This window comes from Salinibacterium sp. ZJ450, assembly GCF_011751885.2.
Classification (GTDB): Bacteria; Actinomycetota; Actinomycetes; order Actinomycetales; family Microbacteriaceae; genus Ruicaihuangia.
The window spans coordinates 404,500-430,407 of the sequence record NZ_CP061771.1; the positions used below are offsets into that span (position 1 = coordinate 404,500).

Below are 25,908 nucleotides of genomic sequence, written 5' to 3' on the forward strand. Positions count from 1 at the left end.
GCCGGAGAACCGCATCGTTCACACGGAACCCGACACCATGATCGCCCGGGTCGAAGACCGAAGTGTCGAGGCCGAGCCGGAGTCCCGCTGGCAGCAAGCGCTGCGTGACATCGTCGGCGGCAGCTTCATGATCTCCATCCTGGCGGTCGTGCTCGCGCTGCTCGCCGGAGCGATCCTGATCGCGATCACCGACGAACGAGTGCAAGAGACCTCGGTCTACTTCTTCTCCCGCCCGACCGACATGCTCGGCGCGATCGGGAGTTCGGTCTTTGGCGCATACGGTGCCCTGTTCCAGGGCTCGATCTTCAACTTCCGGGTCGACGGCTTCGCCGCCGGCATCCGTCCGTTGACCGAGACACTGACCTTCGCGACCCCGCTCATCGCGGCAGGCCTCGGAGTCGGTCTCGCCTTCCGGGTGGGCATGTTCAACATCGGTGCGCGCGGGCAGATGCTGATGGCAGCCGCTGCCGCCGGCTACGTCGGGGCGTACATGTCGTTCCCGCCGGTACTGCACCTCATCCTCGCCGTGCTCGCCGGACTCATCGCCGGCGCAATCTGGGGCGGCATCGTCGGTGTGCTGAAGGCGCAGACCGGTGCCCATGAGGTCATCGTGACCATCATGATGAACTTCATCGCCCTCTACCTGCTGGCATACATGCTGCGCACGCAGGGCCTGCTGCAGGCGCCCGGATCGAGCAATCCCAAGACCGCGGCCATGCAGGACACCGCAATCTTCCCCGAACTGCTCGGCCCCCAGTTCAACCTGCACTGGGGGTTCATCGTCGTGATCGGCGCGACGGCGTTCATCTGGTGGCTGCTGAACCGGTCGAACCTGGGCTTCCAGTTCCGCGCCGTGGGTGAGAACCCGCGGGCGGCGAAGGTCGCCGGCATCAACGTGAAGGGCGTCTACATCTGGGCAATGCTGCTCTCGGGCGGCCTCGCCGGGCTTGCCGGTGTCAGCCAGATGCTCGGCACGGTGACCACCGGGTTCAGCCAGGGCATCGACGCCGGCATCGGTTTCGACGCCATCACGGTCGCGCTGCTCGGCCGGTCCCGGCCGATCGGGATCTTCGTCGCCGGCGTGCTGTTCGGCGCGTTCAAGGCCGGCGGATTCTCGATGCAGGCGGCCGAGGGCGTGCCGATCGACATCGTGCTCGTCGTCCAGTCGCTGATCGTGCTCTTCATCGCCGCCCCACCGCTGGTGAGAGCGATCTTCCGGTTGCCCACCCCGAGCGCCCTGAGCCGTCACGAGCGCCGTCTCGTCACCAAGGAGGTGACTGCAAAGTGAGCACAACCGCAGCAGTGCCGCAGAGGATCGCAGGTCTCGAAACCACGACGATCACCAGCTGGCGCACCCCAATCGCGCTCGGCATCTTCACGCTCATCTCGCTGGCCTTCGTTCTGATCCCGACGGATGCCACGCAGAGCACATTCCGGATCTCCACGCTGAACGACGTGATCCAGCTGCCCGACATCGTGTTGCCGGTGCTGCCCACCGTCATCGCGGCGGTGCTGGTCCTGGCCCTGTTCACCGGGTACGCGAGCTGGGTCGTCGCGGGCGGACGCAAAGTCCCGCTGTGGGTGCCGATCCTCTTCGCGATCGTGTTCATGCTCGCGTTCCTCACCTGGGCAGGCGCCGGGGCAACCATCCCGATCCCCGGACTGCTGGCCGGCACGGTGAGTCTCAGCGTGCCCCTCGTCTTCGGTGCCATGGCCGGCGTGATCAGCGAGCGCGTCGGTGTCGTGAACATCGCCATCGAGGGCCAGCTGCTCGGCGGCGCGTTCAGCTCCGCCTTGGTCGCGTCGGTCACCGGCAATCCCTACCTGGGACTCGCCGCGGCCGCCGTCGCCGGTGTGCTGGTGTCGTTTGTGCTCGCAGCCTTCGCGATCAAGTACTTCGTCGACCAGGTGATCGTCGGTGTCGTGTTGAACGTGCTGGTCATCGGTCTCACTAGCTTCCTGTTCTCGCAGGTGCTGTCCGAGAACACCGCGCTGCTGAACACGCCGCCGCGGTTTGAGCGCCTGCCGATCCCGGTGCTGTCGGAGATCCCGATCATCGGGCCGGTGCTGTTCCAGCAGACGATCATCGTGTACTCCATGTACATCGCGGTCGCCTTGATCACCTTCGCGATGTTCCGCACCCGGTGGGGACTCCGGATGCGAGCCGTCGGCGAGCACCCCACCGCGGCCGACACGGTCGGCATCAAGGTGAACGCCACCCGGTTCTGGAACGTGTCGCTGGGCGGCGCGATCGCCGGCTTCGGCGGCGCATTCTTCACCCTCGGCTCGGTCGGCGCCTTCAACAAGGAGATGACGGCGGGCCTCGGCTTCATCGCCCTCGCCGCCGTGATCTTCGGCCAGTGGCATCCGATCAAGGCGACGCTTGCCGCCCTGCTGTTCGGCTTCGCCACCAACCTGCAGAACGTGCTCGGCGTGATCGGCTCGCCGGTGCCGAGCGAGTTCATGCTGATGCTGCCGTACGTGGTCACGATCTTCGCGGTCGCCGGGCTGGTCGGCATCTCGCGGGCGCCCGCGGCCGACGGCAAGCCGTACATCAAGTCATGACCGCCGCCATCGACTGGGAGGCCCTGCGCACCGCCGCCACCGCCGCCATGCAGAAGGCGTACGCGCCGTACTCGGCATTCCCGGTCGGGGCCGCCGCGCTCGTCGACGACGGCCGAATCGTCTCGGGTTGCAACATCGAGAACGCCTCGTACGGGGTCACGCTGTGCGCCGAGTGCAGCCTGGTGTCTGACCTGTTCATGTCGGGCGGCGGCAAGCTTGTCGCCTTCACCTGCGTCGACGGGCACGGCAACACGCTGATGCCGTGCGGCCGCTGCCGGCAGCTGCTGTTCGAGCACTCGAGCTCGGGCATGCTGCTGCAGACGGTGTCGGGCATCAAGACCATCGACGAGGTACTGCCCGACGCGTTCGGGCCCCGCACACTGGAGGAATACCGCTGATGGCCATCGAAGCCTTCGACGTCGTCGACCTGATCCGCACCAAGCGCGACCGCGGCATCCTGTCGACCGAGCAGGTCAACTGGCTGGTGGACGCGTACACCCGCGGTTACGTCGCCGACGAGCAGATGAGCGCCATGACCATGGCGATCTTCCTGAACGGCATGGAGCGCAGCGAGATCCGCGACCTGACCCTGGCGATGATCGCCAGCGGCGAGACCATGAAGTTCGACGCGCTGTCCAAGCGCACCACGGACAAGCACTCGACCGGGGGAGTGGGCGACAAGATCACGCTGCCGCTCGCACCGCTCGTCGCGTCCTTCGGCGTCGCCGTCCCGCAGCTCTCCGGCCGCGGACTCGGCCACACCGGCGGCACCCTGGACAAGCTGGAGTCGATCCCGGGCTGGCGCGCCGACCTGTCGAACGAGGAGTTCTTCGACCAGCTGGAGATCGTCGGCGCAGTTATCTGCGCCGCCGGCGAGGGGCTCGCCCCCGCGGACAAGAAGCTCTACGCGCTGCGCGACATCACCGGAACGGTGGAGGCGATCCCGCTGATCGCGTCGTCGATCATGTCGAAGAAGATCGCCGAGGGCACCGCCGCGCTGGTGCTCGACGTCAAGTTCGGCTCCGGCGCGTTCCTCAAGGACATCGAGCAGTCCCGCAAGCTGGCCGAGACCATGGTGCAGCTCGGCAAGGACGCCGGCGTCGCCACCACCGCGCTGCTCACGAACATGAACGTGCCACTCGGATTTGCCATCGGCAACGCCAACGAGGTGCGCGAGTCCATCGAGGTGCTCGCCGGCGCCGGACCGGCGGATGTCGTGGAACTCACCGTCGCGCTCGCCCGCGAGATGCTGGCGCTGGCCGGCCAGCCCGACGCCGACGTCGAGGCCGCCCTGCAGAACGGTCAGGCGATGGACACCTGGCGCGCGATGATCAGCGCGCAGGGCGGGGACCCGGATGCCGCGCTGCCGGTCGCCCGGGAAACTCACGTCGTCACTGCGCCGCGCTCCGGCGTGCTCGTGCGCCAGGAGGCCCTGCCGTTCGGCATCGCGGCGTGGCGGCTCGGCGCCGGCCGCGCCCGCAAGCAGGACCCGGTGCAGCACGCCGCCGGCATCGACCTGCACGCGAAGCCCGGCGACACCGTCACCGCGGGGCAGCCGCTGTTCACCCTCTCCGCCGACGAGCCGGAGCGGTTCGCGCGGGCGCTCGAGGCGCTCGAGGCGGCGTACGAGATCGGTGAGTCCGGGGCATCCGTTCACGATGGCGGCCCGCTGATCGTCGACCGCATCTCGTAGCGGGTGCGGGCGCCGATCGTCTGAAACTCAGGAATCCTGATTCCCACCGTGCTGCGGCTCTGCTGCCTAGTAGATTTGTTTCCATGAACGCCGCCACTGAGGACTATCTGTTGCCGGGCGGCGGTGCGTCGATCAACGCGCTGCCCAAGGTGTCGCTGCACGACCACCTCGACGGGGGGCTGCGGGCCGAGACCATCATCGAATTGGCCGACGAGCTCGACCTGAAGCTTCCGGCCACGGATGCCGTCGCCCTCGGTGAGTGGTTCGCCGAGAAGAGCGACTCAGGGTCGCTGGTGGAATACCTCAAGACCTTCGACATCACCACCGCGGTGATGCAGACCCGCGACGGCCTGGAGCGGGTCGCCCGCGAGTTCGTGCAGGACCTCGGCCGGGACGGCGTCGTTTACGGTGAGATCCGCTGGGCACCGGAACAGCACCTGACCCGCGGCCTCAGCCTCGACGAAGTCGTCGACGCCGTGCAGGAAGGGCTGGATGCCGGGGCGGCGGATGTCGCGGCCACCGGCCGCAGCATCCGCACCGGCCAGCTGCTGACCGCGATGCGCCATGCCGATCGCGGCATGGAGATCGCCGAACTCGCGGTGCGGCACCGCGACCGTGGCGTCGTCGGTTTCGACTTCGCCGGCGCCGAAGCCGGCTTCCCGGCCAGCAAGTCCCGGGACGCGTTCGACTATCTGGCGCAGAACTTCCTGCCGGTCACCGTGCACGCCGGCGAGGCCGCCGGGCTGGACAGTATCCGCAGCGCCCTGTTCGATGGCCGCGCCCTGCGACTCGGCCACGGCGTGCGCGTCGCCGAGGACATCCTGATCGAGAGCGACGACGGCGAGAACACTTACGTGTCGCTCGGCGAGCTGTCGCAGTGGGTCAAGGACCGCGAGATCGCGCTGGAGACCAGCCCGTCATCGAACCTGCAGACCGGCGCCATCGCGCAGTGGGGCACCGAGATGGTCGACCACCCGTTCGATCTGCTCTACCAGCTGGGTTTCCGCGTCACCGTGAACGCCGACAACCGGCTGATGAGCAACACCAGCCTCAGCCGTGAACTGCAGCTGCTCACCGACGCGTTCGGCTACGACCTGGCCGACCTCGAAGTCTTCCAGCTGAACGCCGCCGCCGCGGCGTTCCTGCCGCTCGAGGACCGCGAAGACCTCGCCGAGCAGATCACCGTCGGCTTCGCGGAGGCATAAGGGATGCCGCTGCCCCCGCTTCCCGACAGCGCCATCATGGTCGGCGTGCACGCCGACGACTGGCGTGACGCCGTCCACCTCGCCGGCGACGCGCTGATGCGCAGCGGCTCGACCCGGGCGGAGTACTCCGACCGGATGATCGAGATGATCGAGGAACACGGCGCATACATCGTGATCGCCCCGGGGCTCGCCCTGGCGCACGCGCGACCCGGCCCCGACGTGCTCGGCGACGGTCTGAGCGTGGTCACCCTGGTCGAGCCGGTGCTGTTCGGGCACCCGTACAACGACCCGGTGAACGTGATCATCGGACTCGCGACCATGTCGCCGGAGAGCCACCTGCTGAGCGTGGCGGAGCTGGCCAACGTGTTCAACGATTCCGACACCATTCCTCGGCTTGCCGCGGCCACCGACGAACACGGCGTCCGCAGCATCCTCGGCATCGAGTAGGAGCCCCCATGAAGATCGTCGCCATCTGCGGTGCCGGCATCGGCACCAGCGGCATCCTTAAGATCAACGCGGAACGCGTGCTGAAAAAGCTCGACATCGACGCGCAGGTGACCGCGGCCGACATGGCCTCGCTGGCCTCGGTCGCCGGCGACGCGCAGGTGATCCTGACCGGGCCGGAGTTCGTCGACAAGATCGGCAAGACCTACGCCGACGTGATCGTGATCGAGAACTACTTCGACACCGCCGAGCTCACGGCGAAGCTCGAGGCGGCGCTCGGCTAACTTGCCAACGATCCCTCGGCCGCCACTACAGGGCCGCGGGGTCGGGCTGGCGTTGTCGACGGATGCCGCGGAACGCCAGGTAACCGCTCGCCACCAGCAGCAGGCCGCCGGCGGTGGCGATCGCGAGCATGAAGTAGATCAGCGCTGACCCGGCCCCGACCAGCACCCCGATCACGGCGCGCGAGCCCGCCCGGAACGGCAGGCGCACCCAGATCATCGCGGCAGCCCAGAGCCCGACGGATGCCGCGATCACCTGCAGTGCGGTCACCGCGAACGGGTCGGCCGGGTCGCTGACCGCGAAGTAGACGCAGGATGCCGCGATCCCCAGCATCGCGATGGCCGCGGCGAGGAACGCGACGCCGCGGCCGCGCCCGAGCCACAGGGTGACGGCGACGATCAGCGGCACCGCGGCGAGGTTACCGGCTGCCATCATCAGACCCATCGCGCGGGTCGCGGCGTCGGTGCCGTTCAGGGCGATCCCGGCGATCAGGCCACCGCCGAGCGCCGACACGGTGATGGCGAGGGACGTAATCGCGGCGGCGCGGATCCCGGTCTGGTCGGTGCCCGCGGCCCCGGCCTGCCCCGTGCCAGCGATTCCGGCCGGTCCCGTGGCAGGTGCGGGTGGCGCCTGGCGTGCCCGCACTACGACGAGCGTGAGCGTCAGCGCGAGCAGGAGAATCACCATCAGCTGGTACCCCAGCAGGGCGATGGCCAGCATCAGCGGAGCCGCGATCGCGCCGGCCAGCACGCCCAGCACCACACGCGCTACCCGGCCGAGGGGCAGCAGCGATCCGACGCTGATCGCGATCGCCGCGGCGAGCAGCACAACAGCGATTCCGGCCGCCGGAAGCGTGAACTCGGCCAGCAGACTGGACGGGCCGCCGGCATCCGCTTCGGCGAAGCCGGCCGCCCAGCCAATCGCCGTCAGTGCGCAGGCCGCGCTCCCCAGGACCACGAGCGCGACCACCACGCCGCGAGCCCGGCCCCGCACGGAGAGCATTGCCAACGCGGCCAGCAATCCGGCGGGGGCGACGCCGGCACTCAACCCGAGGGCGATGCGGTGCAGCGCCGTCGACGCGGCCGTGTTGTTCCCCGCGGCCTCCGCCATGGCGCGGTCGAAGACCGCGGTGAACAGGATGACCGGTCCGGCGATCGCCGCGAGCAGTCCGATGGTGCTGAGCACAAGGGAAGTGCGAGGGATCGTCATACTTTCAGCCAACCATTCGGCGCCGGTTCGCGGCATCCACCGCTCGGATGATTCGTCGGCACGCACCCCATGGCCGCGCGCGCGCCGACGGGGTAAAACGGAGTCATGACGGCATCGCCCCTGCTGTTGGGCCCGATGATGCGGTACGTCGACGAGACGTCCGCCAGCATCTGGGTTGAAACGCGGGAGCGCGCCGAGGTGCGGGTGATCGCCGAGGGACGATCCTGGCAGACCGACACGTTCGCGGTGCACGGGCATCACTACGCGCTCGTGGTCGCCGACGGGCTGCAGCCCGGAACCACGCTGCCCTACCTGGTGGAAGTGAACGGGGTTCCGGCCTGGCCGCTGGAAGGGGCGAGCTTTCCGCCGTCGGTGATCGCGAGCCGGATGCCGGGCAAGCCGCTGCGTCTGGCCTACGGGTCGTGCCGCACCAGCGTCTCGCACGATGCGACCGGCAACCGCACCCACGGTGTCGATGCCCTGCGAACGTTCGCGCTGGCCGCCGCCGCCGGTGCGGTGGAGCTGCCCGACCTGCTGCTGTTCCTCGGCGACCAGGTGTACGCCGATTCCACCACAGAGGAGATGCAGAAGTTCATCCGCAGCCGGCGTGACATCGACGAGCCGCCGGGTGAGGAGCTGAAGGACTTCGAGGAGTACGCGCACCTGTACCAACTGGCCTGGTCGGATGAGGCGAACCGCTGGCTGCTCTCCACCCAGCCCACCGGGATGATCTTCGACGACCACGACATCCGTGACGACTGGAACGCGTCGCTGGACTGGAAGAAGAAGATGGAGGCCACCTCCTGGTGGCACGGCCGGATCGTCGCCGGGCTCGCGGCGTACTGGGTCTACCAGCATCTGGGAAACCTGTCACCGGAGGCCCGCGCCAGCGACGAGTTCTGGCAGCGGATCGCCGCCCATCACGGCGACCAGGAACTCGACCTGAGCGACGACCTGGACGCGTTCGCCGACCGCGCCGACCAGCAGCCCACCAGCTACCGCTGGAGCTACCGCCGTGACTTCGACACGGTGCGGCTGATCGTGGTGGATTCCCGGGTGGCGCGCGATCTGACCCCCGACGCGCGCGGGCTGCTGAACAAGCAGGAGTTGCACTGGCTCGACGAGCAGCTGCAGGGCGGATTCCGGCACGTGCTGGTGGCCACCTCGCTGCCGTTCCTGCTGCCGCTTGGCCTACATCATCTGGAGGCCTGGGACGAAGCGCTGGCGCAGGGTGCGTGGGGCAGGCCGGCGGCCCGGATCGGGGAGAGCCTCCGGCAGATGGTCGACCTGGAGCACTGGGCGGCGTTCCAGAACAGCTTCCAGGCGGTGGCGCGGATGGCGATCGAGCTGGCTGAGGGCAAGCGGGGCCCCGCGCCGGACACGGTCACGTTTCTGTCTGGCGACGTGCACTACTCCTATGTCGCGGAGGTCGACCGTGATTCGGGTAGCCGCATCATCCAGGCTGTGTGCTCGCCGGTGCGCAACCCGCTGCCGCGGGTGCTGCGCTCGTTCGCGGTGGTGATGTCGTACGGCATCGCGGCGCCGCTCGGGGCGCTGGCGGCGCACTCGGCGAAGGTTCCCGACCCGCCGTTCCGCTGGCGAACCATCGAGGGCCCCTGGTTCGACAACAACCTGGCCTCACTCGCCGTGGCGCCCGCGGGGTTACAGCTCACCTGGCAGACCGGGGTGGTGCAGGACGGCGACGAGCTGCATCCGACGTTTCAGCAGGTGGCCGCCGCAACCGTGTCGCCGCGACGTGCGGCGGGCCGGTCGGGCAGGCAGCGAGGGTCGGGCAGGTCGGGGCGAGAACGGCGGATGCCGCGAACCTGACGCCTTCGCGACATCCGTCGTTGATGCTCGACCAGAGCGAGCGCCGTACTTTCGCACGAACGCCGACGTTCGGGCGCGGCGCCCACCGGAAAGTGCGGCGCTCGCGGCGTGTGAGCTACGCGACCAGCGTGCGCATCCCGGCGTAGAGCGCTGCGACCGTGGCCTCGGCGTCGGCGCGGCGCTCGCTGGCGGTGCCGCTGGTCGACGAGGCGTCGATGTACACCTTGAGCTTCGGTTCCGTGCCGCTCGGCCGCACCACGATCCGGGCCCCGCCGTCCAGCCAGATGCGCAGGATGTCGCTCGGCGGGAAGTCGCCGAAGCCCTCCCGGAAGTCCTCGATCACCCGCACCGGGATGCCGCCCACCGCTGTCGGCGGGGTGGCGCGCAGCCGGGCCATGATCCGCGGAATCTCGGACAGGTCCGTCATCCGCAGCGAGATCTGGCTCGACGCGAACGCCCCGAACCTCTCATCGAACGCGGCCTGGTGCTCGGCGAGGCTGCGGCCGGCGGCCTTCAGCTCGCTCGCCAGCGCGAGGAAGTCGAGGGCGGCGGAGATGCCGTCCTTGTCGCGCACCGTGGCCGGGTTGACCAGGTAGCCGAGGGCCTCCTCGAAGCCGTAGGCCAGGCCCGCCGCCCGGGAGATCCACTTGAACCCGGTGAGCGTGTCGGCGTACTCGAGGTCGTACGCGTTCGCCACCGCGGCAAGCCCGGGGGAGGAGACGATGGATGCCGCGAACGTGCCGTGCTGCCCGGCGCGGGCGAGGCGCTCGGCGGCCCGCCAGCCGAGCAGCAGCCCGACCTCGTTGCCGCTCAGTCGGCGCCAGGCACCTGCCGCATCCGGAACCGCCACCGCGAGGCGGTCGGCGTCCGGGTCGTTCGCGATGATCAGGTCGGCGCGCTCCCGGGCCGCGAGCTCCAGCGCCAAATCGAGCGCGCCGGGCTCCTCCGGGTTGGGGAACGCCACGGTCGGGAATGCCGAGTCTGGGGCGATCTGCTCGCTGACCACGATCGGTTCCGGGAATCCGGATGCCGCGAACACGCGTCGCGCGGTCTCCCAGCCGACGCCGTGCATGGCTGTGTAGACCACCCGCAGCGGCGCCGGTGCGGTCTCGACCAGCGCGGCGGTGGCGCTGACGTAGGCGTCGAGCACCGATTCGTCTGAGGTCTCATACTCCGGAGAGCGCGGCAGGTCGAGCACGCTGCCGGCGGCGACCGTGTGGATGAACTCGGCGATCTCGGCATCCGCCGGTGGCACGATCTGCGAGCCCTGGTCATCGCCCCCGAGGTACACCTTGTAGCCGTTGTCGCGCGGCGGGTTGTGGCTCGCGGTGACCATCACGCCGGCCGACACGTCGAGGTGACGCACGGCGAACGCGAGCACCGGCGTCGGAAGCAGCCGCGGCAGCAGGATGGCGCGCACTCCCGCGCCGGCCATGATCTCCGCGGTGTCGGTGGCGAACACGTCGGAATTGGTGCGGCCGTCGTAGCCGATCACCACGCTCGGTGTCGCGCTCTTGGTGAGCAGGTAGGCGGCGAGCCCGGCCGCCGCCTGCGAGACGAGCACCCGGTTCATCCGGTTGGGACCCGCGCCGATCTCGCCGCGCAGCCCGGCCGTACCGAACTCGAGACGGGCTGTGAACCGGTCGTTGAGGTCGGCGCGCGCGGTGGCGCTGCCGGCCGCGGCATCCGTCACCAGGGCGCCCAACTCGGCACGGGTCACCGGGTCGGGATCCTGCGCGAGCCAGGCGTTCGCCGTCTCGACCAGGGCGGCGAGGGAGGGCGCGCTGGCGTCGGGCGCCAGCTCTGCGGGGCCCTGGTCCGCGGCATCCGTCGTCATTAGAGTTCCGCCACGATGCGGGCGAGCAGTGCGCTGATCACCGGTTCGGCGTTCTTGCCGGCTTCGATCACTTCGGCGTGACTGAGCGGCGTGGTCTGGATGCCGGCGGCGAGGTTGGTGATCAGCGACATCCCGAGCACCTCCATGCCGGCCTCGCGCGCGGCGATCGCCTCGAGCGCGGTGGACATGCCGACGATGTGCCCGCCGATGATCTTCGCCATCTGCACCTCCGCCGGGGTCTCGTAGTGCGGGCCGCGGAACTGCACGTACACACCCTCGTCGAGGCTCGGCTCGATCCGCTTGGCGAGCGCCCGCAGCCGGCTGGAGTACAGGTCGGTGAGGTCGACGAAGGTGGCGCCCTCGAGCGGCGAGTTGGCGGTGAGGTTCAGGTGGTCGCTGATCAGCACCGGCTGGCCGGGGGTCCAGGTCTCGCGGATGCCGCCCGCCCCGTTGGTGAGGATCATCGTGGTGACGCCGGCCGCGGCCGCGGTGCGCACCGAGTGCACCACCCGGCGCACCCCGAGCCCCTCGTAGTAGTGGGTGCGGGCGCCGATCACCAGGGCGCGCTTGCCGCTCGGCAGCTTCACCGAGCGCAGTGAACCGACATGGCCCTCGACGGCGGGCTTCGCGAACCCGGTGATCTCGGTGGCCGGGAACTCGGCCGTGGTCTCGCCGATCAGGTCGGCGGCCTTCGCCCAGCCGCTGCCCAGGGTGAGGGCGACATCGTGCTTGTCGACGCCGGTCTTCTCGGCGATTTCGGATGCCGCCTGCTTCGCGACCTCGAACGGGTTGGTTGTCGGGTCATCCAGGGTCTGCTGAATCATCCCCCCAGAGTAGCGGCGGGCCATCGCCCCGGCCTATCCCGCCCATCGACCCGCCAGCCGAAAAATTCTCCACTCACTGTTTCAACTGTCTGGCATAATGACAGACGGAAGCATCCCGTCCGCACAGAGTTGCGCGGATGAAATCTCACAAAGACGTAGGTGGAAATATGGGTAATGGAAAAGTGCTCGTGGTTGGCGGCGGCATCGGCGGTCTCTCCACGGCGATCGCTGTACAGAACGCTGGCTTCGACGTCAAGGTGATCGAACGTCACCCCGACCTTCATTCATCGGTCTACGGTGTCGGCATCATCCAGCCCATCAACGCCCTGCGCGCCCTCGAGGCGATCGGATGCGCCGAGGCCTGCATGGCGGTCGGCTACCCCGCGACGGCGTGGGGCAGCATGTACGACGTCGACGGGAACTGGCTGCGAGACATGCCGGGCGCCCGCATCGAGGGATCCACCCTTCCGCCGCTGAACGGTCTGACTCGCCCGCAGCTGCACGAGATCCTCACCAACAAGGCCATCGAGGTCGGAGTGGACATCCACTACTCGACCACCTTCGAAAACCTTGTGGACGACGGCGACGCAGTAGAGGTCACCTATGTTGACGGCACGACGGAGCGCGTCGACCTCGTGGTCGGTGCCGACGGTGTCCGGTCGCAGGTGCGCGGATACGTTCTGGACGCAGACCTGCAGCCTCGCTACATCGGCCAGTCCGCTTTCCGCGTGAACATCCCGCGTGAACCGGAGATCGACCGGATCATCCTGCAGGAAGGCCCGCACGGAATGGCTGGCTTCGTGCCGATCGGTCCCGACCTCGCGTACCTCTTCTACAACGCCCAGATGGAGCGCAGCGACCGGCCGAACGACGAGGACCTGGCCGACGTGCTCAAGGAGCACCTCGCTCCGTTCGGTGGGCTGACTGGCCGCGTTCGCGACAAGTACATCAATGACCCGACCGCGGTCGTGCTGCGCCCCGAAGAATCACTCATCGCCGAGGGTCCCTGGCACAAGGGCCGGATCGTGCTGCTGGGTGACGCCGTTCACGCCATCACGCCACACATGGGACAGGGCGCAGCCCAGGCCATCGAAGACGGTGTCGTGCTGGCGGATTGCCTCTCCAAGCACGATGACCTGGAGTCGGCCTTCCTCGAGTACACCGACCGGCGATTCGAGCGGTGCAAGCTCATCGTTGACACGTCACTCGCGATCGGCGAGTGGGAGATGGGCCGGCTGCCCAATTTCGACAACGTGACCGCCACGAACCACGTGATGGATGTGATGGCACAGCCGATCTAGCATCCCGCGACCGCAAGCCCCGGCAGGTACTCATCTGCCGGGGCTTTCGTGCGTTCAGGACGGATTTAGCCGCGCAGGATCTTGTTGTTGCCCGGATATCGTCTCGAGCAACCGTGCGACGGTCGCGTTGTGCTGGCCACCCGCGCGTGCAAGAACCAGGGCCCGCAGCGGCTTCGGTTCGGGTTCCAGGCGGCGCACCGTCACGTCGAATCGGGCGAGGCTGACGCGGTCGGGATCGGGGAGGATCGCGCGCGCGACGCCGGCTTCGATCAACGGCAGGCTGGTCTGGATGGTCTCGACGGTTCGGATTGACGCCGGAACGACGCCGTAACGGTGGAAGGCGTCCTCGACCGCCTCGGGGAGGCTGGGAACCGCGGCGGTTCGGCGAGGCAGCAGCACGACCTGGCCGGTGAACGCGGCAAGCGGCAACGGATCCGGCGCATCCTGCGCATCCGGTGGTAGCACCGCGACCAGCGGGATGTCGCCCCAGTCGATGACGTCCAGGGAGCCACGGTGGCGGCGCGCGAAGCGCTGCGGATCGGAGACCATGATCGCGGCCAGATCCGCGGTTCGCTGCTGGAGCATATCGATGGCGACCCACGGCGGCGGGTCGACCAGCCGGATCTCCACATCGGGCGCCTGGGCTGCATGCGCGCGCAGCAGTTCGGGGAGACGATGCCACATCAGCACGGGCACGGCCGCCATGGTCAGCGATCCGGCCGTGCCCGCGCCGAACCGGCCGAGCACGGAGACGATGTCGTCGATGTCGCCGAGAACTCGCGATGAGGCATCCAGTAGATAGCGTCCCGCGCTGGTGGGGTGCACGCCGCGCGAGGTGCGCACCAGCAGCGGCACCCCGACGGTCGCTTCGAGCTGCGCGATCGCGACGCTCAAGGGAGGCTGCGAGACATGCAGTTTCGCCGCGGCCGCAGTGAAGGACCCGGCCTCGACGACTGCGGCGAAGTATCGCAGGTGACGCAGCTCCATAGCCCAGAGCATACAACGGGGTTAGCTATAGCCATCCGCTATAGCTGGCAGAGCGAGACGGTAGTTCTCCTCCGGGCCTTCCCCTGTCAGGCTCGCGGTGCACAACAACCGCACAGTCTGGAGCCGCCGATGATGCCGACCACCAACCCAAATCCGCCGTTCACGCTCACCCGCGCCAGCCATGTCTCGCTCGCGGTGACGGATCTGGAGGCCAGCCGCGACTTCTACCGCGACGTGATCGGCCTCGTCGTGACGGAATCGACCGACGACGCTGTATATCTGCGGGGACTCGAAGAGTCGGCGCACCACAGCCTGGTGCTCGAGCGAGCGGATGAGGCCAAGGCGCTGCGCGTCGGGCTGCGCGTGCGGACCGACGCGGACGTCACCGCCGCCGAGAAGTACTTCGCCGCCACCGGGATCGAGCACGAGCGAGTCGAAAAACCCCATCAGGGTCCGACGCTCCAGTTCCGCGACGCCGTCGGCACCCACATGGAGCTCACCTCGTCGATGGACCTGGTGCCGCGGAAGATGCAGAACTTCAACGAGTTCGTCGCGGGGGCCCCGCAACGGCTCGACCACTTCCAGGTGGTCACGCACGATGTTCAGGGCGCCACCGATTTTTGGACGGGGCTGGGCATGCGCATGGCCGAATACACGGCCAAAGACGGCACCGACGAGCTTTGGGGAACCTGGATGGAGGTCAAAGGCAACACCCACGACCTCGTGTTCACCAACGGTCAAGGGCCCCGGCTGCACCACTTCGCCTACACGGTCCCGGACGCCACCGCGCTGCTGCACGCCGCGGACGTCGCCGGCGCGCTCGGCTTCGGGGAAGAGATCGACCGGGGTCCCGGCCGACACGGAATCAGCAACGCGCTCTTCCTCTACCTGCGCGACCCCGACCAGCACCGGATCGAACTGTTCACCACGCACTATCAATTCATCGATCTGGAAGAGGTTCCGATCAGATGGGATATCAGCAACCCGCGGCGCGCCCAGCTGTGGGGCATGCCGGCCTCGCGCCGCTGGTTCTTTGAAGCCAGCGAGTTCCCGCACGAGCCCGTGCACCAGCCGCTGCTGCACGCGTCGCCCGCCACGCTCGAGGACTACCTCGGTGTCCACTGAGCCCGGCGGGCTCGGCACGCTCCGGCCCGAGTTGCGCGCGAAGCTCGAAATGGCACCGGTCGCTGGCCTGTCCGCACAACTGCGCAAGCGCGGCCTGAACAACATGACCATCGACGGCGTGCGCCCGGTGCATCCGGAGGCCAAATTGGTCGGCACCGCCAAGACGCTGCGCTTCCTGCCCAGCCGCGAAGACCTCTTCGCCAGCCACGGCGGCGGCTACAACGCGCAGAAGCGCGCGTTCGACGAGGTCGAAGACGGCGAGGTCATCGTAATCGAGGCACGCGGCGAGGTCGGATCCGCCACCCTGGGTGACATTCTCGCCATCCGGGCGCACAGCCGTGGGGCCGCGGGCATTGTCACCGATGGGGGCATCCGTGACTACGACGCGGTCGCGGCGGTGGGCATTCCGCTGTATTCGCAGGGCGCACACCCGGCCGTGCTGGGCCGCAAGCATGTGCCGTGGGAGGCCGACGTGACGATCGGATGCGGCGGCACCATCGTGCAGCCCGGCGACGTCATCGTCGGCGACGCCGACGGCGTGATCGTCATTCCGCCCGGAATCGCCGAGGAAGTCGTCGACGCGACGCTCGCCCAGGAAGACGAAGACGCCTGGATCGCGCGACGCGTCGCGGAAGGGCACCCGATCGAGGGGCTGTTCCCGATGAACGCAGACTGGCGTGCACGGTTCGACGTGGAGCGCGAGCGGTGACCGGGATGCTGGACAGCCAGACCATTGCCGCGATCGCCGACGAGCTCGCCGCGGCCGAGCGCGACCGCACGACCGTGCCGCTGCTGACCGCACGGTATCCCGGCATGGCGGTCGAGGACTCGTACGCGGTGCAGAACGAGTGGCGCCGCCGCGGCATCGCCGAGGGCCGCCGACTCGTCGGTCGCAAGATTGGCCTGACATCGAAAGTGATGCAGGTCGCGACCGGAATCAGCGAGCCGGACTACGGCGCGATCTTCGCCGACGCCGTGTTCGAGAACGGTTCGGTCATCGAACACGATCGGTTCTCGAACGTGCGCATCGAGGTGGAGCTGGCGTTCGTGCTGGCCGAACCGCTGGAAGGCCCAAACGTCACGGTGTTCGACGTGCTGAGGGCAACGGAATACGTCGTGCCGGCGCTCGAGATCCTGTCGTCGCGGATCGAGATGCCCGGCCGCACGATCGTCGACACGATCAGCGACAACGCCGCGTTCGGTGGCCTGATTTACGGCGGCAACCCGGTCACGGTCTCCGAGGTCGACCTGCGCTGGGTTTCCGCGCTGCTCTACCGCAATGAGACCATCGAGGAGTCCGGTGTTGCTGCCGCCGTGCTGAACCATCCCGCGACCGGGGTGGCCTGGCTGGCGAATAAGCTCGCGCAGCATGGGGACCGGCTTGAAGCCGGCGAGATCGTGCTCGCCGGTTCGTTCACCCGGCCGATGTGGGTGGAGAAGGGCGACACCGTGCTCGCCGACTACCGTGAACTGGGGACCATCTCATGCCGATTCATCTGAAACCGACCCTGCGCGATGCGCTTCACGCCGCAACCCGCCCCCTGGCCGGGATCTGGGTGTGCTCGGGCAGCCCGCTCGCCGCCGAGATCGTGGCCGGATCCGGGATCGACTGGCTGCTGATCGACCAGGAACACGGGCCGAACGATCTGCAATCCACCCTGTCCCAGCTGCAAGCCGTGGCCGCGTATCCGGTGACGCCGGTCGTACGAGTGCCGTCGGGCGACGTGGTCATGATCAAGCAGGTGCTCGATCTCGGCGCGCAGAATCTGCTCGTGCCGATGGTCTCCTCGGCCGAGCAGGCGGAAGAGATCGTGCGCGCGGTGCGTTATCCGCCGCGCGGGGTGCGGGGAGTGGGCTCGGCGCTCGCGCGGTCGGCGCGGTGGAACCGGGTTGAGGACTACCTCACGGAGGCCGACCGCTACCTGTCGCTGTTCGTGCAGATCGAGACCATCGGCGGGGTGGAAGCCGCGGCGGAGATTGCCGCCGTCGACGGGGTCGACGGGGTGTTCGTCGGGCCGTCGGACCTCGCCGCGTCGATGGGCGTGATCGGTCAGCAGACGCATCCCGACGTGGTGGCGGCCGTGCTGCGCGCCTTCGACGCGGTGCGCTCGGCGGGCAAGCCTGTCGGCGTCAACGCGTTCGATCCGGCCGTGGCGCAGTCCTACCTCGACGCTGGCGCCGCATTCGCGCTCGTCGGCGCGGACGTTTCGATGCTGGCCAGGGGTTCGGAAGGTTTGGCCGCCCGGTTCGGGTCGACAGCGGAGGATCGCGAGCGCGGATCCTATTGACCAGCGTGTTCGGCTAACCGGGTTGTCGGGACAGGTATTACAGCCGTCTGCGTCATTTGTCGGCATGTTCAACCTAGGATGGTGTGCGGCGTCACCACGCCCAGGAACCAACGCCTCAGGAGGAAACCGTGTCCGCGACATCCGATAATCAAGGCGGATTCTCCTGGGAGGACGGCCTGCCCTACATCCTGTGGCGAACCCAGAATGCGGTACACCGCTGCCTGCAGGATGCGATCAAAGACCTCGGCGTCACCGTGACCCAGCTCGGCCTGGCCGTGCACCTGCACAAGCTCGGCCCGCTCTCGGCCTCCGACCTCGCCCGGGGGATTCACATCACCCCGCAGAGCGTGGCCACCGCGCTGGCCCGCCTCGATGCGATCGGCTGGGTGGATCGCCAGCCGCACCCGGTGCACGGCCGGGTCGTGCTGTTCAACATCTCGGAGCGCGGACTCGACGGCGTGCGTGAGGGCTCCGCGCGCATGGCAGCCGTCACGGAACGGGTGACGGGTGTCATGTCCGACGGCGGCGCGGAGGCCGTGGTTCGCGAGCTGCGCCGCGTCCTGCTGGAGCTGGAAGGCAGCGACCGGCCGATGGAACTGCTCTGGCCGATCCGTAACACCCTCTGACGCATTTACAGATATCTGTAATAGTGTGAGCTGTATCAAAAACCTCCTCATTTGGAAGGAACGGCCATGCCGACCCACCGCTTCGTTGTGACCGCGACCTCCTGGGTCACCCCCTCGCTTCGGCGGGTGCAGTTGCACACCTCAGACCTCTCTGCCTTCGCCGAGAGTTCGTTCACCGACCGGTACGTGAAGCTGGTCTTCCCCAAACCCGGCGTGGACTACCCGGACCAGATCGATGCGCGGGCCCTCCGCGGCATCCTTCCGCCCGAGCAGCTGCCGGATGTGCGCACCTACACCGCGTTGAACCCCGACCCCGAGGCGGGAACGATCGACATCGACTTCGTCGTGCACGGCGACGAGGGCATCGCCGGCCCCTGGGCCGCGTCCGCCGAGGTCGGCGACATCCTGATTGCGAACGGGCCGGGCGGCGCCTACCGGCCAGACCCGACGGCGGACTGGCATCTGCTGGTCGGCGACGAGTCGGCGATCCCGGCGGTCTCGGCGGCGCTCGCGGCACTGCCCCACGACGCGGTGGCGCGGGTGGTTGTGCTGGTCGAAACGGGAGCCCATGAGCCGCAGCTGTCGCTGCCGGCGGACGGAACCGTCACGTTCGTGCACCGCAACAGCGCGGCGGATGGTGCCCTCGAGGCTGCCGTCCGCGCGGTGGAGTGGCTGGACGGGCGGGTTCAGGCGTTTGTGCACGGCGAGGCGGAAGAGATCATGAAGGGTGTGCGGCCGTACCTCCGCACCGAGCGCGGCCTCGACCGCGACCAGCTGTCGATCTCGGGCTACTGGCGCCGCGGCCGCACCGAAGACGGCTTCCGGGAGTGGAAGTCGGAGTTCGCCCGTGCAGACGGCGACGAGCCTCGTGCGGATGGCCACTCATCCCGGAGACCGCTCGCCCCAGCGCTGCGCTGAGGCTCGGTAGCGGCCGGCCCGGTTGCTAGGTCGAGGCGTCACGAGGGCACGCGACATCCGCTCTCTCTATGGTGTTGCCGGTTTGGAGCGCTACCCGCGCGCACGAGACAATAGGAGATATGGCCTACCAGTTTGAGCGCAAGCAACGGATCGCAGTACTCGGTGGAGGGCCAGGCGGATACGAAGCCGCGCTCGCGGGTGCGCAACTCGGCGCCGAGGTCACGCTGATCGAGCGGACCGGGGTCGGCGGGTCGGCCGTGCTGACGGATGTTGTTCCGTCGAAGTCGCTCATCGCCACCGCGGAGGCGGCAACCGCGATCACCGAGGCGACCGAGCTGGGCGTGCAGTTCTTCACCAGAACGGATGACGGACGCCCGGTGCGCCCGGAGGTCGCCGTGAATCTCTCCGCGGTCAATCAGCGGCTGTTGCGGCTGGCACGGAGCCAGTCCGAGGACATGAAGAAGCTACTCACCCGCTCCGGCGTGCGCATCGTGCAGGGCGAGGGGCGCCTCGAGGGCCCGAACCGCATCGTCGTCTCCACGGCGAAGGGCAAGACCGGCACCGACTTCGACGCCGTCGACGCCGACACCATCGTGGTGTCGGTGGGCGCCAGCCCGCGCGTGCTCGAGTCGGCGAAGCCCGACGGTGAGCGCATCCTCACCTGGACCCAGCTGTACAACCTGAAGGCCACCCCTGAGCACCTGATCGTGGTCGGCTCCGGTGTCACCGGCGCGGAGTTCGCGTCGGCGTACCGGGCGCTCGGCGCGGAGGTCACCCTGATCTCCAGCCGCGACCAGGTGCTGCCCGGCGAGGACGCCGACGCCGCCGCGGTGATCGAGAATGTCTTCACCCGCAACGGCATGACCGTGCTGTCGAAGAGCCGTGCGGCATCCGTCACCCGCACCAAGGACGGCGTGGTCGCCACCCTCTCCGACGGACGCACCGTCGAGGGCTCGCACTGTCTGATGGCGGTCGGCGCGATCCCGAACACCGCGGGCATCGGGCTGGAGGAGGCCGGGGTGCAGATGACCGAGTCCGGTCACATCCGCGTCAACCGGGTCGCGCGCACCTCGATGCCGATGATCTACGCCGCCGGAGACTGCAGCGACTTCCTGCCGCTGGCCTCGGTCGCGTCGATGCAGGGCCGCACCGCCGTCTACCACGCGATGGGCGACGCGGTGAACCCCACCGAGCTGCGCAACGTCACCTCGAACATCTTCACCCAGCCCGAGATTGCCACGGTCGGCTGGTCGCAGAAGCAGATCGAAGAGGGCCTCGTGCGGGGCATGATCTACAAGCTGCCGCTGTCGGAGAACCCGCGCGCCAAGATGATGGGCATCAAGGACGGTTTCGTGAAGCTGTTCGCCAGCTCGGGGTCCGGCGCCGTGATCGGTGGCGTCGTGGTGGCGCCGAAGGCATCCGAGCTGATCCTGCCGATCGCCATCGCGATCGAGCACCGGCTGACGGTGGATGAGGTGGCGCTGGCGTTCGCGGTGTACCCGTCGCTGTCGGGCAGCATCACGGATGCCGCGCGGGCGATGCATATCGTGAACTAGGGCGGTCCGGGGGGTCCATCCCCGTCCATCCCGGTCCATCCCGAACCATGCGGGGCCCAGCGGGCGGCCGGCAGGCTAACGACATCCGTTCACGGCGAACAATGCGGGGTTTCTCACACCATGCGGGGCTACGTAGCCCCGCGCGGTGTGAGAAACCCCGCATTGTTTGACCGGTGCAGCGGCCAGGGCGAGTTATCCACAGCGGTGGATTGTCCACAGGTGACGGATGTCGCGGCTCTGGGCCCCGGGACAGGGCCACTATCGGGGCCATGACAGCCTCGGAGCCACTCCCATGGACGCAGCACCTCTTGCGGGTGCGGGATCTCGACCCGGTCGGTGGTCGGAACCCGTTCCTGGCGCGGGCGCTGAAGGGCGAGTTCGTGCGTGTGGTGCGCGGAATCTATGTGCGCGCGGACGTCTGGAGCCAACTCGACCGACACGCGCGTTACCGGGCGACGGTTAGGGCGGCCGCACTCGCTGCGGACCACGACCAGGTGTTCTCGCACCAGTCGGCGGCTGCGCTCTGGCGACTGCCCTGGGTGGGACAGTGGCCGACCCGTGTGCACGTTCTCACCGAACCCGCTGCCGGCGGGCGGTCCAATGGCTTCACGTTCCGGCACGGCGTCGGCGTGCCCGACGACGTCGAGGTGATCGACGGTCTCTCCGTGACATCCCTCGCGCGCACCGTCGTCGACCTGTCGGCGACCGCGTCATTCGGGCAGGCGGTTACCACGGCCGACGCTGCGCTGAGGCGCACCGCGCACCCTCGCGGCGACGTGCCGCGAACGTTCCTGAGCCGGGACGAACTGTTGGGCGAACTCCGCCGTATCCCACTTCAGCATGGGCAGAAGAAAGCGGAGCGGGTGATCATGTTCGCGAACGGCGCCGCGGATCGGCCCGGCGAGTCGATGAGCCGAGTGAGTATGCATCAGGCCGGGATCACCGCACCTCAGTTGCAGGTGCCGATCGCGGGGGCGAGTGGTCGCGTCTACATCGTCGACTTCTGGTGGCCGGAGTTCAATGTGATCGGCGAGTTCGACGGCGATTTCAAGTACACCGATCCGGAGTTTCTGCGCGGCAGGACGCCCCACCAGGTCCTGCTCGACGAGAAGGATCGTGAGGACGACTTACGCGCCACCGGCCGCGGGATGAGTCGGTGGAAGTGGGCGCTCGCCGTCTCGCCGCAGCGGCTGCGAGAGCACCTGCACCGGGCGGGCGTTCACTGACGGGCTTCCGCTGACCAGCGTCCGCTAAGCCGGCCCCCCGCTGGACCATGCGGGGTTTCTCACACGATGCGGTGCTACGTAGCGCCGCACGGTGTGAGAAACACCGCGCGGTTGGGAAAGCCCGCGGTTGGGACAGCTAGGACGCGATCGAGAGCAGCAGGTGCCCCGACGACACGGTGGCGCCCACCAGTGCGTTCACGCCGGTCACGGTGCCGTCCTTGTGCGCGGTGATCGGCTGCTCCATCTTCATGGCCTCGAGCACCAGCATCAGGTCGCCCTTGACAACATGGTCGCCCTCGGCCACGGCGAGCTTCACGACGGTGGCCTGCATCGGCGCCTTCACAGTGTCTCCGGTGACGGTGGACACGGTCCCGGCGGTGCGACGGCGCGGGGCGGGACCGGATGCCACGGCTCCGGTCGCCGGCAGCAGCCGGGTCGGCAGCGACACCTCGATGCGCTTGCCGTCAACCTCAACGACCACCGCGTGCCGCTTCGCCCGAGCCGTGGCGTCGAGCAGTTCGCCGCTCCACGGCTCCAGCTCGTTCACCCACTCGGTCTCGATCCAGCGGGTGTACACCTCGAACGGCGCCGAGGTGAAGGCCGGGTCGCGCACAATGGCGCGGTGGAACGGCAGCACGGTGGGCAGCCCGGCGACCTCGAACTCGTCGAGGGCGCGGCGGGCGCGTTCGAGCGCCTCCTCACGGGTGGCGCCGGTGACGATCAGCTTGGCGAGCAGCGAGTCGAAGCTGCCCGAAATCTCGTCGCCGGCTACGACGCCGGAGTCGACGCGCACCCCGGGTCCACCGGGCGCCTTGAACACGTGCACCGGGCCGGGGGAGGGCATGAAGTTCATGCCGGGGTCTTCGCCGTTGATGCGGAACTCGAACGAGTGGCCCTTGGCCACCGGGTCGTCGTAGTCGAGGATGCCGCCCTCGGCGAGACGGAACTGCTCCCGCACCAGGTCGATGCCGGTGACCTCTTCGGAGACCGGGTGCTCCACCTGCAGGCGGGTGTTCACCTCGAGGAACGAGACGGTGCCGTCCTTGCCGATGAGGAACTCGCAGGTGCCTGCGCCGACATAGCCGACCTCACGCAGGATCGCCTTCGACGAGTCGTAGAGCGCCTTGTTCTGCTCGTCGGTGAGGAATGGCGCGGGCGCCTCCTCGACCAGCTTCTGGTGGCGGCGCTGCAGCGAGCAGTCACGGGTGGAGACCACGACCACGTTGCCTGCCGCGTCGGCGAGGCACTGGGTTTCGACGTGGCGGGGCTGGTCGAGGTACTTCTCGACGAAGCACTCGCCGCGACCGAACGCGGTGATGGCCTCACGGGTGGCGGAGTCGAACAGCTCGGGCACCTCGTCGCGGGTGCGGGCGACCTTGAGGCCGCGGCCGCCGCCACCGAAGGCGGCCTTGATCGCCACGGGCAGCCCGTGCTCGTCGACGAACGCCAGCACTTCCGAGGCATCCGCCACCGGGTTCAGGGTGCCGGGGGCGAGCGGCGCGCCCACCCGCTCGGCGATGTGGCGGGCCGACACCTTGTCGCCCAGCTGCTCGATCGCGGCGGGGGACGGGCCGATCCAGACCAGGCCGGCGTCGATGACCGCCTGCGCGAACGCGGCGTTCTCGGCGAGGAAGCCGTAGCCGGGGTGCACGGCGTCGGCGCCGGACCGGCGGGCGACGGAGAGGATCTTGTCGATCACCAGATAGGTCTCGGCCGAGGTGCTGCCGTCGAGCGCGTACGCCTCGTCGGCGAGACGGGCGTGCTGGGCCTCGCGGTCCTGATCGGCGTAGACAGCAACCGAGCGGATGCCGCTGTCCCGGGCCGCGCGGATGACGCGGACCGCGATTTCTCCGCGGTTGGCGATGAGAACCTTCGTGATGCGAGCCATAGTTATCCAGCCTACGGGCGTGATCGCCCTCAGAATTGGACGGCACCCACAAAAACGGGTGCCAGCCTGTGGTTCAGACCTACAAGTTACCGGTTCCAGAAACGGTGGACCTCGACCCCGAACCCGTCGTGCAGCAACTCGCGCAGCGTCGGGACCGACAGTCCGATCACCGCGCTTGGGGTGCCGCTGATGCTGGAGATGAACGCGGCGCCGCGACCATCGATGGTGAATGCCCCGGCCACCTGCAGCGGTTCGCCGGTGGCGACGTAGGCGTCGATCTCAGCGGGGGAGATGTCATCGGCGAACGACACCCGTGCCGACTCGACCGCGCCAACCCCGCCAACTGCACCAACTCCGCCGGCCCCGCCAACTCCGCCGGCCCCGCCAACTCCGCCGGCCCCGCCAACTCCGCCAGCCCCGCCAACTCCGCCAACCGCCCCGACCTCGCCCCGGACGCGGCCGCCACGGTGGTCGATCAGCCAGTGCCCGGAGTGCAACACCCCGGTCGACCCCACCATCTGCGCCCAGCGGGAGCGCGCGACATCCGCCGTATGCGGTTTGCCGAAGATCTCCCCGTTCAACTCGAACGCGGAGTCGCCGCCGAGGATGAACCCGTCGATCGGTTCGCCGTCCACAAGTTGCCCGATCACGGCGGCGGCCTTGGCCCTGGCGAGTTCCAGCACCATCTCCTGCGGAGTGTGCGGCGGCATCGCCGCGACCACGGCGTCTTCGTCGACTCCTGGGCTGATCAGCCCGGCCGGTTCGATTCCGGCGGCGCGCAGCGTGGCGAGCCTGGCAGGTGAGGTCGAGGCGAGATAAAGGCGCACCAAGGCTCCTATGCTCGAAGGATGGGTGAATGGATCGGACGCGACGTCGAGCTTGAGGTTACCAATATTGCCCACGGCGGAATCTCCGTCGCGCGGCATGAGGGGCGCGTGGTCTTCGTGGCCGACGCGATCCCCGGTGAACGGGTGCGCGCGCGCATCAGCGACGACAACAAGAAGAGTTTCTGGCGAGCGGACACGGTGGAGGTGCTCGAGGCCAGCCCGCACCGGCGGGCGCACATCTGGAGCGCCGCCAGCGTGGAGCGTGCCCCCGAGAACCGTGCGGGAGGCGCCGAGTTCGGGCACATCACGCTTGAACACCAGCGTGAGCTGAAACGACAGGTGCTGGTCGACTCGCTGCAGCGCATGGCGAAGGTGGAGTCGGATGTCGCGGTCGAGGCGCTGCCCGGACCGGCAGACGGCACCGGCTGGCGCACCCGACTGCGGCTGCACGTCGATGACAGCGGCCGCCCCGGCCCGTATGCGGCCCGGTCGCACCGGGTGATCACGGTGGACGACCTGCCGCTGGCGACCAGCGCGCTCGCCGAGGTGGCGCCGCTCGGCGACCGCTTCCCGGGCGTGGAATCGATCGACATCCTGGCCCCGTCTACCGGCGGCGCGCGACTGCGGATCGGCGACCAGGCGAAGAGCGCGATCACCGAGACGGTCGGCGACCGGCAGTTCCAGCTGTTCGACTCCGGCTTCTGGCAGGTGCACCGGCACGCGGCGGGAACCCTCACCGATGCGGTGCAGCGGGCGATCGATGACACCCTGTTCGACCCGAAGGCGGCGAACCTCGACCTGTACGGCGGGGTGGGCCTGCTCGCCGCGGCGATCGGCGACAAGTACGGCCACGGCGTGCGGATCACCAGTGTGGAATCCGACGCGGACGCCACCGACCACGCCGCCGAGAACCTGTCGGACTGGGTGGGCGCCCAGGCGGTCACCGCTCGGGTGGAACGCTGGGTGCGTGAGCTGGCGGCATCCGCAGGTCACGAGGAACGCGCCAGGCTGCACGCCGCCACCATCGTGCTCGACCCGCCACGATCTGGGGCGGGACGGGAAGTCGTCGACTCCCTGGTCGACCTGCAACCGGCGCAACTGGTCTACGTGGCCTGCGACCCTGTGGCCTTCGCCCGCGACGTGAACCTGTTCCACGAACGCGGGTACGAGCTCTCCGAGCTGCGGGCGCTGGACATGTTCCCCAACACGCACCACGTCGAAGCGATCGGGACACTCCGACGCGCGTGAGCACCGATACGATGGAATCGGTTACGCGT

Annotated in this window: 23 protein-coding genes and 1 pseudogene; 18 read left to right on the forward strand and 6 right to left on the reverse strand. The window is 68.7% G+C overall.

Annotated elements, in window-relative coordinates:
* The first annotated feature begins 37 nt into the window (after positions 1–37).
* The 7 genes from HCT51_RS02005 (at position 38) to HCT51_RS02035 (ending at position 6,191) form a co-directional block, all read left to right on the forward strand.
* Entirely contained in the window at positions 38–1,288 is a 1,251-nt protein-coding gene (locus HCT51_RS02005) for an ABC transporter permease (protein WP_166879869.1), read from the forward strand.
* The gene (locus tag HCT51_RS02010) at positions 1,285–2,565 is read left to right on the forward strand and encodes an ABC transporter permease (RefSeq protein ID WP_166879568.1); all 1,281 of its coding nucleotides are present in this window, start codon (positions 1,285–1,287) and stop codon (positions 2,563–2,565) included. The genes HCT51_RS02005 and HCT51_RS02010 overlap by 4 nt, the downstream gene beginning before the upstream one ends.
* Complete coding sequence (locus HCT51_RS02015) at positions 2,562–2,963, forward strand: cytidine deaminase (RefSeq protein WP_166879564.1); 402 nt, start codon at positions 2,562–2,564, stop codon at positions 2,961–2,963. Before HCT51_RS02010 ends, HCT51_RS02015 begins: the two co-directional genes overlap by 4 nt.
* The gene (locus HCT51_RS02020; RefSeq protein WP_166879561.1) at positions 2,963–4,258 is read left to right on the forward strand and encodes a thymidine phosphorylase; all 1,296 of its coding nucleotides are present in this window, start codon (positions 2,963–2,965) and stop codon (positions 4,256–4,258) included. Before HCT51_RS02015 ends, HCT51_RS02020 begins: the two co-directional genes overlap by 1 nt.
* An 83-nt stretch (positions 4,259–4,341) precedes the next feature.
* Positions 4,342–5,463, forward strand: a complete 1,122-nt coding sequence (locus HCT51_RS02025) for an adenosine deaminase (protein WP_166879558.1) — start codon at positions 4,342–4,344, stop codon at positions 5,461–5,463.
* 3 nt (positions 5,464–5,466) lie between these two features.
* A complete protein-coding gene (locus HCT51_RS02030) occupies positions 5,467–5,910 on the forward strand; it encodes a PTS sugar transporter subunit IIA (protein ID WP_166879555.1) in 444 nt (147 codons plus the stop codon).
* A gap of 8 nt (positions 5,911–5,918) precedes the next feature.
* Complete coding sequence (locus HCT51_RS02035) at positions 5,919–6,191, forward strand: PTS sugar transporter subunit IIB (RefSeq protein ID WP_166879550.1); 273 nt, start codon at positions 5,919–5,921, stop codon at positions 6,189–6,191.
* Between the two features lie 25 nt (positions 6,192–6,216).
* On the opposite strand, the gene HCT51_RS02040 is transcribed toward HCT51_RS02035, so the two are convergent.
* Positions 6,217–7,398, reverse strand: a complete 1,182-nt coding sequence (locus tag HCT51_RS02040; RefSeq protein ID WP_166879547.1) for a hypothetical protein — start codon at positions 7,396–7,398, stop codon at positions 6,217–6,219.
* Between the two features lie 105 nt (positions 7,399–7,503).
* Here HCT51_RS02040 and HCT51_RS02045 point away from each other — a divergent pair, with 105 nt between their 5' ends.
* Positions 7,504–9,228, forward strand: coding sequence for an alkaline phosphatase D family protein (locus HCT51_RS02045; protein WP_166879543.1), 1,725 nt, complete (start codon positions 7,504–7,506; stop codon positions 9,226–9,228).
* 115 nt (positions 9,229–9,343) lie between these two features.
* Here HCT51_RS02045 and HCT51_RS02050 read toward each other — a convergent pair whose 3' ends face one another.
* Both HCT51_RS02050 and HCT51_RS02055 read right to left on the reverse strand, forming a co-directional pair.
* Complete coding sequence (locus HCT51_RS02050; RefSeq protein WP_166879540.1) at positions 9,344–11,065, reverse strand: phospho-sugar mutase; 1,722 nt, start codon at positions 11,063–11,065, stop codon at positions 9,344–9,346.
* On the reverse strand, positions 11,065–11,889 hold the full coding sequence (locus HCT51_RS02055; protein WP_166879537.1) for a purine-nucleoside phosphorylase: 825 nt from the start codon (positions 11,887–11,889) through the stop codon (positions 11,065–11,067). Before HCT51_RS02055 ends, HCT51_RS02050 begins: the two co-directional genes overlap by 1 nt.
* Before the next feature lie 167 nt (positions 11,890–12,056).
* Between HCT51_RS02055 and HCT51_RS02060 the strand changes: the two genes are divergently transcribed.
* On the forward strand, positions 12,057–13,190 hold the full coding sequence (locus HCT51_RS02060) for an FAD-dependent oxidoreductase (protein WP_166879531.1): 1,134 nt from the start codon (positions 12,057–12,059) through the stop codon (positions 13,188–13,190).
* Between the two features lie 54 nt (positions 13,191–13,244).
* Here HCT51_RS02060 and HCT51_RS02065 read toward each other — a convergent pair whose 3' ends face one another.
* Positions 13,245–14,177 (reverse strand): LysR family transcriptional regulator, encoded by a 933-nt coding sequence (locus tag HCT51_RS02065; RefSeq protein WP_166879526.1) that lies wholly within the window; start codon positions 14,175–14,177, stop codon positions 13,245–13,247.
* Between the two features lie 129 nt (positions 14,178–14,306).
* Between HCT51_RS02065 and hpaD the strand changes: the two genes are divergently transcribed.
* From hpaD to HCT51_RS02105, 8 genes and pseudogenes are all read left to right on the forward strand, one after another.
* Positions 14,307–15,302, forward strand: a complete 996-nt coding sequence (hpaD, locus tag HCT51_RS02070; RefSeq protein WP_166879523.1) for a 3,4-dihydroxyphenylacetate 2,3-dioxygenase — start codon at positions 14,307–14,309, stop codon at positions 15,300–15,302.
* 19 nt (positions 15,303–15,321) lie between these two features.
* A pseudogene (locus tag HCT51_RS02075) lies at positions 15,322–16,011 on the forward strand (RraA family protein); the annotation flags it as partial.
* 5 nt (positions 16,012–16,016) lie between these two features.
* The gene (hpaH, locus tag HCT51_RS02080) at positions 16,017–16,802 is read left to right on the forward strand and encodes a 2-oxo-hept-4-ene-1,7-dioate hydratase (protein WP_166879864.1); all 786 of its coding nucleotides are present in this window, start codon (positions 16,017–16,019) and stop codon (positions 16,800–16,802) included.
* Positions 16,787–17,590, forward strand: coding sequence for an aldolase/citrate lyase family protein (locus tag HCT51_RS02085; protein ID WP_166879520.1), 804 nt, complete (start codon positions 16,787–16,789; stop codon positions 17,588–17,590). Before hpaH ends, HCT51_RS02085 begins: the two co-directional genes overlap by 16 nt.
* A gap of 128 nt (positions 17,591–17,718) precedes the next feature.
* Positions 17,719–18,216, forward strand: a complete 498-nt coding sequence (locus HCT51_RS02090) for a MarR family winged helix-turn-helix transcriptional regulator (protein WP_166879509.1) — start codon at positions 17,719–17,721, stop codon at positions 18,214–18,216.
* Positions 18,217–18,282: 66 nt separating this feature from the next.
* Positions 18,283–19,134 carry a siderophore-interacting protein gene (locus tag HCT51_RS02095; RefSeq protein ID WP_166879506.1) on the forward strand — a complete coding sequence of 284 codons (852 nt, stop codon included), beginning with the start codon at positions 18,283–18,285 and terminating at the stop codon, positions 19,132–19,134.
* A 119-nt stretch (positions 19,135–19,253) separates the two neighbouring features.
* Positions 19,254–20,690, forward strand: coding sequence for an NAD(P)H-quinone dehydrogenase (locus HCT51_RS02100; protein ID WP_166879502.1), 1,437 nt, complete (start codon positions 19,254–19,256; stop codon positions 20,688–20,690).
* A 269-nt stretch (positions 20,691–20,959) separates the two neighbouring features.
* The gene (locus HCT51_RS02105) at positions 20,960–21,916 is read left to right on the forward strand and encodes a hypothetical protein (RefSeq protein ID WP_166879498.1); all 957 of its coding nucleotides are present in this window, start codon (positions 20,960–20,962) and stop codon (positions 21,914–21,916) included.
* 136 nt (positions 21,917–22,052) lie between these two features.
* On the opposite strand, the gene HCT51_RS02110 is transcribed toward HCT51_RS02105, so the two are convergent.
* Entirely contained in the window at positions 22,053–23,804 is a 1,752-nt protein-coding gene (locus HCT51_RS02110) for an acetyl/propionyl/methylcrotonyl-CoA carboxylase subunit alpha (RefSeq protein ID WP_166879495.1), read from the reverse strand.
* 86 nt (positions 23,805–23,890) lie between these two features.
* Positions 23,891–24,631, reverse strand: coding sequence for a Maf family protein (locus HCT51_RS02115; RefSeq protein ID WP_191413709.1), 741 nt, complete (start codon positions 24,629–24,631; stop codon positions 23,891–23,893).
* 21 nt (positions 24,632–24,652) lie between these two features.
* Between HCT51_RS02115 and HCT51_RS02120 the strand changes: the two genes are divergently transcribed.
* Positions 24,653–25,879, forward strand: a complete 1,227-nt coding sequence (locus HCT51_RS02120; RefSeq protein WP_166879486.1) for a class I SAM-dependent RNA methyltransferase — start codon at positions 24,653–24,655, stop codon at positions 25,877–25,879.
* Positions 25,880–25,908 lie beyond the last annotated feature (29 nt).